This window comes from Flavobacterium sp. CG_23.5, assembly GCF_017875765.1.
GTDB lineage: Bacteria > Bacteroidota > Bacteroidia > Flavobacteriales > Flavobacteriaceae > Flavobacterium.
The window spans coordinates 395,001-407,387 of the sequence record NZ_JAGGNA010000001.1 but is presented as its reverse complement, the minus strand read 5'-3'; the positions used below and the strand labels follow the sequence as shown (position 1 = coordinate 407,387).

Sequence of the window (12,387 nt, the reverse complement as noted above, 5' to 3'; positions counted from 1 at the left end):
ATGAAGTGCTATTCTTATGTTTTTTAAAAACCAAATTTAAATATTATAGAAGGTTCGAATTCGGGCTTCATTTTTTCCATTTTGTTTACGGCAATTGGCTGTAATATTCATTTAGAAATACAAATTTTCCTTCTGACATTATATTTTTTACATTAAAATTTACAAGAATTCCTTTTGGCGCTTTCGCGATTTTCATTTGACTAATTAGTTTAGTTTTGAAATAAGGAATAATCTCCTGAACGGCTTTTAATTCTAGCATAATACAATCTTCCACAAACAAATCGCATCTAAAATCAGTCGTTAAATTTAAATCTTTATAATTAAAATCAAACGAAGCTTCAGAAGTGAAATTAATATTCCTCAATCTTAATTCGTGAGCCAAACATTTATGATAAATACTTTCTATCAAACCAGGACCAATATTTTTGTGAACTTCAATTATTGAAGCAAAAATTTCATAACTTAAATCATCTACAAATTCTTTTGTAACCATATGATTATCAATTTTCTATTAGTTTTTCAACAATGAAATTTAAAGATCTATTTTTTTAACAAAGAGTTAAAGAGATTAAGAGCAAATGTTATTAAAAATCTTTGAATTAGTATAGAATTTATGGACTGAATACATTGTTTGTTTACAAAAAAAGCACATCTTGTCGTGAATACCTCTTAATCTCTAATTCTCTTTGTTAAAAAATAGTCTGTCTTGTTTGAAACAAATTATCCAATTTTAAAAACAGTAACACTCAAAGGCGGTAAAAGCAACTCACTTGAATAATCTCTTCCATCATAAGGCATCGCTTCAATTGCTGTTTTTTTAGGATTAGATACTCCACTTCCGCCATAAATTTTAGCGTCACTATTAAAAATCTCTGTTAGTTTTCCTTTTCTCGGCAGACCAATACGATAATTTGGACGAACAATTTGTGTAAAATTGCAAACTACAATAACATCTTCTTTTTGGTTATTCCCTTTTCGAATGAATGACATAACCGCATTTTGATGATCGGAATAATTAATCCATTCAAAACCTTCAGGATTAAATTGTTTTTCATACAATGCAGGTTGTGTTTTGTATAAATGGTTCAAATCAGTAATCAATTTTTTTACACCTTCATGATACGGATATTCAAATAAATGCCAATCCAGACTTCCTTCAAAATTCCACTCTCTGCTTTGCCCAAATTCACAACCCATAAACAAAAGCTTTGTTCCTGGATGCATAAACATATAACCGTATAATAATCTGAGGTTTGCAAATTTCTGCCATTCGTCACCAGGCATTCTTCCGGCAATAGATTTCTTTCCATACACCACTTCATCATGGGAAAGCGGTAGCATGAAATTTTCAGAAAACGTGTAGGTCATCGAGAAAGTCAAATCATTTTGATGGTATTTTCTGTAAACCGTGTCTTTTTGAAAATATTCCAAAGTATCGTGCATCCAGCCCATCATCCATTTCATGCCAAATCCTAAACCACCAACAGATGTTGGTCTGGAAACCATAGGGAAAGAGGTACTTTCTTCAGCAATAGTCTGAACGCCTTCAAAATTAGAATAAACGGCTTCATTGAATTCCTTCAAAAAACTTATCGTATCCAAATTTTCTCTGCCTCCGTAAATATTAGGTTCCCATTCTCCTTCATTTCTGGAATAATCTAAATACAACATAGAGGCAACGGCATCAACCCGAAGCGCATCAGCATGATAATGTTGCAACCAAAAAAGTGCATTACTGATCAAGAAAGAACGAACTTCATTTCGTCCATAATTAAAAACTAAACTTTTCCAATCTGGATGATATCCTTTTCTGCGATCCGGATGTTCAAATAGATTTGATCCATCAAAAAAACCTAAACCATGCGCATCATCAGGAAAATGAGAAGGAACCCAATCCAGAATCACTCCAATTCCTGCTTCATGCAATTTATCAACCAAAAACATAAATTCTTGTGGGTTTCCAAAACGAGATGTTGGTGCAAAATACCCGACTAATTGATATCCCCAAGACGGATCATAAGGATATTCCATAATTGGCATGAACTCCACGTGAGTAAATCCAGTTTCTTTTATATAATTTACTAAATCCACTGCAAATTCGAGATAAGTCAAAAACCGATTGTCTTCAGCATGACGCTTCCATGAACCTAAATGCACTTCATAAACAGAATAAGGCTTGTCTAAACCATTATGATTTTGACGCGTTTCCATCCATTTTTTATCTTTCCATTTATAATCTAAATCCCAAACTACTGAAGCAGTGTGTGGTGGTTTTTCACAATAAAAAGCAAAAGGATCCGCTTTCTCTGTGATAATTCCGCCGTTATTAGATTGTATCATGTACTTATAGGTTGTACCTTTTTCGATATTTGGAATAAAACCTTCCCAAATCCCTGAAGAATCCCAACGAACTTGCAACGGATGTTCCCCTTGTGTCCAAAAATTAAAGTCCCCGACTACAGAAACCGAGTGAGCCGTGGGCGCCCAAACTGCAAAATATACACCTTTAACACCATCAATTTCAATAAGGTGTGCACCTAGTTTTTCGTACAATCGGAAATGCTTTCCAGCCTTAAATAAATCAATATCAAAATCGGTGAAAAGAGAATGTGAGATAACTTTACTCATATAATAATCTTCTAGTTCTATTTTATGAAAAACAGAACATTAGTTTTAAGAAAAAACAGTTTATTACTCTACCCATTGGGTGCAATTAGTTTTTGGTGTTAATTTTTCGTCAGTTCGAGTGATTTTCTCCCCGAAGCCTCGGGAAGAATATTGTATCGAGAACAAGAAAAATTTTTATTAAAAACGGTTCTCGATACATTTTTTGTTTCATTTCATTACACAAAAACACTCGAACTGACGTTTTTAATACTTACACCCTCGGGGTTATTACTCTACTTTATAATATAATTATCAGGTATCACTGCGCCTTTTTTAATGACAACAATTCCATCTTTAATAGCATATAATTCATTTGAAAAATCTTCTAAATGAGAACCACCATTGATGTAAACATCATCTCCAATTCTACAATTCTTATCTACAATCGCATTATTGATAAAGCATCTTTCACCAATTCCCACTAATTGATTGCCGTTTTTAATGTCTTCATTCATGTCATCAATACTTTGATAGAAGTCATTTCCCATAACATAACAATTCTGAATTATGGTTCCATCACCAATTCTGGATCGAATACCAATTACAGAATGACCAATCTCTTTGGCATTCAAAATACAACCTTCAGAAATTAATGATTTATCAACCATAGTATTTTGAAATTTTGATGGAGGCAGTAATCTTGGTCTGGTAAAAATCTTATTATCGTTATCAAATAAATTAAACTTAGGTAAGTCTTCGGTTAATCCAATATTAGCTTCAAAAAACGAATCAATATTCCCAATGTCTGTCCAATATCCTTCATATTGATAGCTCAAAATCTTTTTATGCCCAACAGCCTGCGGAATAATTTCTTTACCAAAATCTTTCGTGTCTTTATTAGACATAATATCAATCAACAATTTTCTGTTGAATATATAAATGCCCATGGAAGCCAAATAATTTTTCCCTTCGCTCTTCATTTGATCACTTACGTCAGATTCCCAATCTGGTAATAATTCCTTAGCTGGTTTTTCAATAAAGGATTCTATACAATTTTCCGAATTTGTTTTTAAAATTCCAAATTCCGGAGCATCTTTTGCATTAACTGGCAAGGTTGCAATAGTAATATCAGCTTCCCTTTTAATATGTTCTTCAACCATATCATTAAAATCCATTTGATACAATTGATCTCCTGAAAGAATTAATGCATAATCAAAATCATGATTCAAAAAATGTGGCATACATTGCCTTACAGCATCCGCGGTACCTTGAAACCAAGTAGGATTATCAGGCGTTTGTTCGGCAGCTAGAATATCAACAAAAGCATGACTAAAAATACTAAAGTTATAGGTGTTTTTTATGTGAGCGTTTAAGGAAGCCGAATTAAATTGCGTCAATACAAACATTCTGTATATATCTGAATTCATGCAATTTGAAATTGGAATATCAACCAATCTATATTTCCCTCCTATTGGCACAGCCGGTTTTGACCTGCTTTCCGTTAATGGATATAATCTAGACCCTTGTCCTCCACCTAAAATAATTGCAATAACATTTTTCTTTTTAGCTTTCATTTTTTACTCATTATTAAATTATATGTGTCTATGTATTCTTGGCAAACACTTCCCCAAGAGTGATCTGTGTTCATGCCTATTTCTCTAATTTTATTAAAACTTTTTTTGTCCTGAAATAAATCAACGGCTCTTTGTATTGAATAACAAATGTCGCCAACGCTAGCCTGATCATGGCATATTCCGTTTCCTCCATCTCCAAAATCAATTACAGTATCTTTCAATCCGCCTGTCCTTCTAACAATAGGAATTGTTCCGTAACGTAGCGAATACATTTGGTTTAATCCACAGGGTTCAACTCTGGAAGGCATTAGTAAAAAATCAGAACCGGCATAAATCAAATGTGCTAACTCTTCATTATAACCAATAAAAGTATTGTAGTTCCCTTTATAATCTGATAATAAATTATTCAATTGTTTTTCTATAACTGGGTTTCCTGAACCTAAAATCAAAATGTTGATTTCCCCAAAATTCTCAGACAAAGCAAGTGCTGAAGCATGAGGCAATAGGTCTCCTCCTTTTTCTTCTAATAATCGTCCAATGAAACTAAAAAGTGGTTTACTTGGGTCTAAATTGAAAAGGTTGCACAATTTTTCTTTATTTTCCTGTTTCCCTTTTTCGAAATTTTTAATCGAATAATTTTTTTCCAACATGGCATCATTTGAAGGATCCCAAACTTCTACATCGATTCCGTTTAATATTCCTTTTGACTTATAGCGCACCAGATTAAATAAAGATTCTAATCCATTTGCCGAATAATTTATTTCATTCAAATAGTTAGGAGAAACTGTCGTCACGGCCCAAGCACATTTAATGGCTACTGCCAATGAATTGATACAATTATCCCACTCTAAAACTTTGACATGCGATAAATCAAATTTTGGTAAATAAAACAATTTATCGAATCCAAACTGCCCTTGATACAACCCATTGTGAATCGTAATCATGGACGGTGTATCCTGTAATTTTTCATATTTATCACAATACAACATCATAAATGGAATTAATCCAGTATGATGATCATGACAATTAATTACATCTGGAATCTGATTTCTTCCTATTATCCAATCTAAAGTGGCAATTTGGAAAGACAAGAAACGTTCAATATCATCTTCATAACCATAAACTTCTTTTCTATCAAATAAATCTGGCATTTCAACCAAATACAGTTCAAATTCCAATTTATCCGTTTTCTCTTTAAGAATATTGAAGGGAAAATTGAAATTTCCTAATTTTACATGGCCCCAATGCACGCATTCAAATTCATTTTCTTTCCTGAATTTAGTGTCGTAACAAGGCATCACGACTCTCACTTTGTGTCCGGCAATGCTTTGATACTTTGGCAATGCCCCAACTACATCCGCTAAGCCACCTACTTTTGCTACAGGATAACATTCTGCACTAATATGAAATATTTCCATTTCTGATTTTTTTTTCAATAATTATAGCTGAGACAATACTACATTTTATTACAGCGTATTTGCTTTATTTACTTTTAAGTAATTGCTAATAATTCATTAAATTTTTAGAAAAAATACTACTTTTATGTTTTTCTAAATTTAGTGAAAAATTTATAAACTTATAACGCTGTTGAAAATTTATTGTAATGACAAAAAAAACTTCTATTCATACACAATCATTGAAAATTCCTAGATTTATATTACTAACCAGTAAATTTTTCTCTTTTATTTCTCCAAAACTAGTTACTCTATTCGCCGCAAAATTATTTACCACGCCTATAAAACATAAAATTCCTAAAAGAGAATTAGAAATGGACCGTAAAAGCATTCAAAAATTGATTCTTATTCCTACAATTAAAAAAGAGGTAATCGTTTATAATTATGGTAAAAGTGAAAAGAAAATTTTATTAGTTCACGGCTGGTCAGGCCGAGGTACTCAATTATTCAAAATAGCAGATGAATTACTTAAAGCCGGTTATTCCACTATTAGTTTTGACGCACCGGCACACGGTAAATCTCCCGGAAAAACTACCATTATGGTTGATTTTATTGCCACTATTTTAGAAATAGACAAACAATTTGGCCCTTTCGAAGCAGCTGTTGGTCATTCATTAGGCGGAATGTCAATTTTGAATGCTATAAAAAAAGGACTTAAAGTAAATCATGCTGTAGTTATTGGAAGCGGAGATATCGTACAAGATATTATGGATGATTTTGTGGCGAAATTAGAACTAAAACCAAATATTAGCACTCTTTTAAGGTTGCATTTCGAAAAAAAATATAAGGAAGATATGAATAGTTATTCGGCTTATTTGGCAGCTGCAGAAACTGCCGTCCCCGTTTTGGTAATTCATGATAAAAATGATCCTGACGTTGCTGTAAAAGCTGGAATCCACATTCACAAACACTTAAAAAATGGAGAGCTAATGTTAACCGAAGGATTAGGACATCGCAAGATTCTGGGTAACCAAAAAGTAATTGAAAAGACAGTGCAATTCATTCAGAATAAATAACTGGTTTACAACAATATAAATCAAAAATTTTATAATTTTATCAGCTAGAGATAAAAAATAAATAATAATAATTTTTACTAAAATTAATAACGATGAAATATCCCATAGAAAAATCAGAAGATCAGTGGAAAGAAGAATTAGGTGCGGAGCGTTACCGTATTCTTCGCCAAAAAGGAACCGAATACCCGCACACTGGCAAGTACAACCTTACTTTCGAAAAAGGCACCTATTGTTGTGGCGCCTGCGGAGAACCTTTATTTGAAAGCAATTCTAAGTTTGACGCGCATTGCGGTTGGCCATCATTCGATGAATCAATTCCCGGAAAAGTAGAATACATCTCGGACGTCACTCATGGAATGAAACGCACCGAAATTTTATGCGCAAATTGCGGTAGCCATTTGGGTCATGTATTTGATGATGGACCTACTAAAACAGGACAACGCTATTGTGTAAATTCCTTATCCGTAGATTTTAAAGAAAAATAAAAGATGTCTTTATCAGAAAAGTCAAATGATTGGGCGCAAAAATTGGAACCTATTCTGAAAAAATACAAAGGACGAAAACATCCACTGGATTACCACAATTTATACCAATTTGTGGTAATGATTGTTTTATCTGCCCAAGATTCGGATGCAAAAATTAATTTAATTGCACCTAATTTATTTAAAGCTTTTCCAAATATGGAGAGTTTAGCTGTTTCGAATGTGGAAGCAGTGATTCCTTATATCTCTAAAATTAGAAACTTTGGTACGAAAGCCAGTTGGATATTAGAAATTGCAAAAACCGTCCAAAAAGACAAGAATATTCCCCTCACAATGGACGATTTGACAGCGCTAAAAGGAATTGGAAGAAAATCGGCCAATGTCATTATGCGAGAAGCAAAAGTTCCTGCAGAAGGAATCATAACCGATTTACATGTGATCCGCGTCGCTCCAAGAATTGGATTAATCCCTGAAACCAAAGACGGTATCAAAGCCGAAAAACAACTCATGGAAATATTTCGTAAAGAAATTTGGGGTGAAATTGGTATGGCAATCTCTTTTTTGGGCAGAGAAATTTGCAGACCACAACCCAAATGTACGGAATGTCCAATTAACGCCATTTGTGTCTTTTATAAAAAAATACAAGGGTAAAAAGTGAGCCACTCATTTACCCTTATAAATATTTTCAACCGCAATATTTTATAAAAAAGAAGCTTTAAGCACTGGTTTTAAACGTTTTTTGGATGCTTGTTCATAAGCATAACCCAACCCAATTAATTCTCCTTCCATATAAGGAGTTCCAAAAAAAGACAAACCAACGGGTAAATCATAAGCCTGCCCGCAAGGAACTGTAATATGAGGATAACCACTCGCGGCGGCCGGTGTTGTTAATGAATATCCCCAACGGTCACCATAAATAGTATCAATACTGCATGCTGGTCCCATTGTAATTCCACAAATGGCATCTAATTGATGTTCTTTGAAAACAGCGTTCAAAACCTTTTTACTGCCTTCAAAACTTTTGGCCAAAGCATCTAAATATTTTGGGTCATTCAACCCTTGTTTAGCATTTGAACTTTCTAAAGTTTCCTGTCTAAAATAGGGCATTGCTTTATCTTCATTAGTATTGTTGTAATCAATTACTTCTTTCAAAGTCTTTACTTTTGCATTGGATTTAGCCAAATAATTATTCAATCCATCTTTAAATTCATACTGCAAAACTTCAAATTCGGCTTGACCAAAAGCATTAATTTTATCCAAATAGTCAATTTCGATAATGACAGCACCTTGTTTTTTGAGAAGCTTGATGGCACCGTCTAAAACTTCATTAATGATTTTATTATTCCCTTGAGGTTTTTTCTCAATTCCAATGCGTTTGCCTTTCAAAGCATTAACATCTAAAAAAGTCGTATAATCCTTTTGAGCCTTTCCCTTGCTTTCAAGCGTTACAGCATCTTCTGGGTCAACAGCTGCCAATGCACTTAATAAAATAGCAGCATCACTTACAGTCCTTGCCATAGGACCCGCTGTATCTTGCGTTTTTGAAATAGGAATAATTCCGGATCTGCTTACTAAACCTACAGTAGGTTTAATCCCTACGACACCATTAACTGAAGCTGGACACACAATAGAGCCATCAGTCTCTGTTCCAACGGCTGCAGCGCAGAGATTTGCGGACACTGCCACTCCTGAACCAGCACTCGAACCGCAGGGACTATGATCTAAAATATAAGGATTTTTTGTTTGACCGCCTCTGCTGCTCCATCCGGAAGAGGATTGGGTAGAACGAAAATTTGCCCATTCGCTTAAATTGGTTTTACCAATGATTACGGCACCAGCCTCTCTGAGCTTTTTAACTATAAAAGCATCTTTTGAAGCAATATTACCAACCATTGCTAATGAACCGGCAGTAGTTTGCATTTTATCAGCAGTATCGATATTGTCTTTTATCAGAATTGGAATTCCATGTAAAATCCCTCTAATTCTACCTGCTTTCATGTCAGAATCCAATGCTTTTGCAATAGACAACCCATCTGGATTTAATTCTATAATCGAATTTAGTTTTGGACCTTTTTTATCAATGGCCTCTATTCGATCTAAATACATTTGTACTAATTGCTCTGAACTGTACTTTCCCGAAGCTAACTTTTCTCTTAAATTACTGATAGTTTCTTCTTCTAATTCAAATGCTTCAACGGAATCATCTGTAGCCTCTTGTTTTTCATTTTTCTTTGTATCAACACAACTCGAAATCAAAAGTGTACTCAAGCCTGCAGATGCTAACGTTGCAGTGGTCAAAAAGGTTCTCCTTTTCATAGGTTAAGTGGTTTATTTTGGTAAAATAGATTCCTCTAAAGTACTTTATATAAACCAATTGTTCAACTATGTTAATAAATTATTATTTAAGAGCTTGATTTGGCCAACAAGGTGGGTTGTAAAGAAAAATGAGTTCAGATTTAAATATAAATTATACCGTATAGATTCAAATAATCTTTTAAGACCAGATTTGAATGCTACAATTTCAAAACCATTTCACAATTCTTTCAATCCCATCATCAGCTTTTTTTAAATTGGATAGTGCTAATTTCAGATCAATTCCATGAGTTACGATATTGTCCTTATTACGCAACCAATCTTCCATTTTTCGCTTTCCCTTAGATTTGTTAATGGAGGTACGAGTTACAGCAACGTTTTCCACACAGTTAGCAACTAAGGCTATTTGTTCATCAGTTAGGATTGATTTATACCTTGTGTGAATTTCTTCCGATGATCGAATGTGTTCATAATCGTATGCATCGCCGCCTATAAGTTCTTTTCCTGTGTAAGCGTCATAAAAATGTGCTTGGCTCAATCCTTTGGATTCTCCATTTAATAAAGCCTTAACATGCATAGCTGCTTTAACTCGGGTAAAAACTCGATCTATTTCTACTCTGCTATACGGTCGGTTTGGGTCTAACATATTTTTAAAATTCAATAGGTCTAACATAAAAAATTTGAAATAGCTTGTGTCAATTTTTTAAAATTTTACACGAGTGAAATTTGATGTTTCTAAATTTATAAGCCAAACATATAGCTATTCGAAAGAGATTCTTTACGGAAAACCGTAAATGAGCTGTTTTTTTTAAAAAATATTTATAATTTTGTTAAATATTCTTGAATTATTAAAAGAATGAAAACGAAAAAGCCCTTACCTAGTGATAAGAGCTTTTAAAAATTAGAATTTTGACTATTAAAAAAACAATTGGATGGTAACCGTAGTTCCGTCATTTTCCGTAAACTGAATATGGATCGGGTCAACATTAGAAGGCTGCAATAAAATGATTCGCTCTCGAGCTAATGCAATTCCTCTTAAAACATGAAATTTAGATTGTTTATGAGCATTTAATCCTTTTCCATTATCAATTATTTTGCATTCTAAAACTTTCTCGTTAACCATTTCAAAAGAAATTTTCAGTTTTGGCGATGGATGTGATTCATCAAAAGCGTGAACAAAAACATTTTCTACAAAAGGCTGAATTAGCATGGGAGGAATTTCTAATACTGTATCATCAATTGAAGGATCTAAATAAATTTCACTTACAACACGATCCTTAAATCGCATGTTTTCAATATATATATAACTTTCTAAATACTCTACTTCATCTTCAATTGTGATGGTCTGTTTTGGTGAATTTTTCAAAGTTTTTCGCATCAATCCGGCAAATTCACTAATATATAATGTTGAATTGTGCTCATCATTAGCACCAACATAATCTTGAATAGAATTTAAAGCATTATAAATAAAATGAGGATTCATCTGGTTAGACAAGGCTTCAAACTTAGCTTCAGTTATTTGTTTTTCTTTACTAGCTTTATCTCTGGCAATATTCTTTTTTCGGTTAATGATATATAATACAATACCCGAAATAAATAAAATTATTAGACATATAAACCACCAAGTAAACCAAAATGGCGGCTCCACACAAATATCCAACAGTTTAAAAATATTGGATTTTCCAGCGTTAGAATCAAAAACTTCTATTTCTACTGCATAATCCCCAAAAGGCAAATAAGGTAAAAATAAGTTTGCTTTATCACTGTAAGGACTCCATCGATTTGTAGACTTCAAGCGATAACGGAATTTTAATTTCTCCGGAAAAGGATGTCCCTTTGGAATAAAATCAATAGAAAAAGAATTCTGTTGATAATCACGGACTAATTTACTTGAAGCATACTTGAACCATTTGTAATTTGATTGATCGACGAGAATGTTATTTACCGCTATCTTCGTTATATCTAAACCCGAAACGGTAATTTGCTCCTTTAAAAGTTTATCTAAATCAACAGTATAAAAACCATTTTTCGTCCCTAACGACAACTGATTGTCAAAAATTTGAGAGGTTGTAAAATTACAATCTTTTAAGCCTTGCTCTTGGTCGATCAATCGAAATTTACCATTTAGGTAAATGTTAATTCCTTTTTCAGTTCCTATAAGAATACAATCTTTGTAAGCTTCTAGGAAAAGAATGGTTTTACCAACGAGTTTATTTTTAGAAATCGTTTTTAAAACTTTAAAAGTATTAGTGTCCTCGATAATAAATACATTTCCAAATTCAGCAGCTAAAATAAGTTGGCCTTTATCATTTACAGTGATATGCTTAAACTTATTTTCTTTCCAAATACCATCAGCTAAATACGATTGAAATTGATTGTTATGATATACATACAAACCATTAAAAACCGACAAAAGATACGTTTTGTCCTTATTATTTAATATTTGTACAATATATTGTGGCGTATTTTTTTCAAATTTTGAATAATGTGTACTTTTAAGTTTATAAATATCATCATATACTCGAACACCTGCATAAGTAATGGTTTCAATAAATTTATCGTTCGAAGAAAATCCAAATTTTAGACTATGTTTAGGTACGTAATTGATGATTTTTCCTAAATAATTAATTTCAAATATTCCAATATTGCTGCCAATCCAGAATGAATTTTTATGTTTAACCATCTCATAAAATACAATTCCGTCCGCTTTAATATTAAAATTCAGTTCAAAATCTCTCGATTCAACTCCTTGTCTGTTTACAATATTACTTCCTTTGTTTAAATAGGCTTGTTCAACCTTTTTAAAATCCGAAAGTGAAATCTTTTTTATTATTTCCTTGTTAGATTCTAAAATAGTTACTCCTTTGTTGTGTAAAATAAATTTGCGTTTATCAAAATTTTCAAAATCAATAATTGAATTTCCATCAAATGGAGAATAATC

At 32.8% G+C, this 12,387-nt stretch carries 10 protein-coding genes (1 of these 10 cut by a window edge); 3 read left to right on the top strand and 7 right to left on the bottom strand.

The window, feature by feature from the left end:
- Positions 1 to 85 precede the first annotated feature (85 nt).
- The 4 genes from H4V97_RS01660 to H4V97_RS01645 all read right to left on the bottom strand — a co-directional run bounded on the left by H4V97_RS01660 (position 86) and on the right by H4V97_RS01645 (position 5,599).
- Positions 86 to 493 carry a GxxExxY protein gene (locus H4V97_RS01660; protein ID WP_209548742.1) on the bottom strand — a complete coding sequence of 136 codons (408 nt, stop codon included), beginning with the start codon at positions 491 to 493 and terminating at the stop codon, positions 86 to 88.
- Positions 494 to 720: 227 nt separating this feature from the next.
- Positions 721 to 2,628: a 1,4-alpha-glucan branching protein GlgB gene (gene glgB, locus H4V97_RS01655; protein WP_209548741.1), complete on the bottom strand. Its 1,908-nt coding sequence runs from the start codon at positions 2,626 to 2,628 to the stop codon at positions 721 to 723.
- 272 nt (positions 2,629 to 2,900) lie between these two features.
- Positions 2,901 to 4,181 (bottom strand): glucose-1-phosphate adenylyltransferase, encoded by a 1,281-nt coding sequence (locus H4V97_RS01650; RefSeq protein WP_196851333.1) that lies wholly within the window; start codon positions 4,179 to 4,181, stop codon positions 2,901 to 2,903.
- Positions 4,178 to 5,599: a glycogen synthase gene (locus H4V97_RS01645; protein WP_196851332.1), complete on the bottom strand. Its 1,422-nt coding sequence runs from the start codon at positions 5,597 to 5,599 to the stop codon at positions 4,178 to 4,180. Before H4V97_RS01645 ends, H4V97_RS01650 begins: the two co-directional genes overlap by 4 nt.
- A gap of 185 nt (positions 5,600 to 5,784) precedes the next feature.
- Between H4V97_RS01645 and H4V97_RS01640 the strand changes: the two genes are divergently transcribed.
- From H4V97_RS01640 to H4V97_RS01630, 3 genes are all read left to right on the top strand, one after another.
- On the top strand, positions 5,785 to 6,651 hold the full coding sequence (locus H4V97_RS01640; protein WP_209548740.1) for an alpha/beta fold hydrolase: 867 nt from the start codon (positions 5,785 to 5,787) through the stop codon (positions 6,649 to 6,651).
- A gap of 92 nt (positions 6,652 to 6,743) precedes the next feature.
- Positions 6,744 to 7,136 (top strand): peptide-methionine (R)-S-oxide reductase MsrB, encoded by a 393-nt coding sequence (gene msrB, locus H4V97_RS01635; protein ID WP_196851330.1) that lies wholly within the window; start codon positions 6,744 to 6,746, stop codon positions 7,134 to 7,136.
- 3 nt (positions 7,137 to 7,139) lie between these two features.
- The gene (locus tag H4V97_RS01630) at positions 7,140 to 7,784 is read left to right on the top strand and encodes an endonuclease III domain-containing protein (RefSeq protein WP_209548739.1); all 645 of its coding nucleotides are present in this window, start codon (positions 7,140 to 7,142) and stop codon (positions 7,782 to 7,784) included.
- Between the two features lie 48 nt (positions 7,785 to 7,832).
- On the opposite strand, the gene H4V97_RS01625 is transcribed toward H4V97_RS01630, so the two are convergent.
- The 3 genes from H4V97_RS01625 to H4V97_RS01615 all read right to left on the bottom strand — a co-directional run.
- The gene (locus tag H4V97_RS01625; protein ID WP_209548738.1) at positions 7,833 to 9,449 is read right to left on the bottom strand and encodes an amidase; all 1,617 of its coding nucleotides are present in this window, start codon (positions 9,447 to 9,449) and stop codon (positions 7,833 to 7,835) included.
- Between the two features lie 205 nt (positions 9,450 to 9,654).
- Positions 9,655 to 10,092 (bottom strand): hypothetical protein, encoded by a 438-nt coding sequence (locus H4V97_RS01620; protein ID WP_196851327.1) that lies wholly within the window; start codon positions 10,090 to 10,092, stop codon positions 9,655 to 9,657.
- Positions 10,093 to 10,362: 270 nt separating this feature from the next.
- Positions 10,363 to 12,387, bottom strand: partial view of a histidine kinase gene (locus H4V97_RS01615; protein ID WP_209548737.1) — the 3' portion only. It continues 972 nt past the right edge of the window; the window shows 2,025 of its 2,997 coding nt (coding positions 973-2,997); its start codon lies beyond the right edge, outside the window; its stop codon occupies positions 10,363 to 10,365.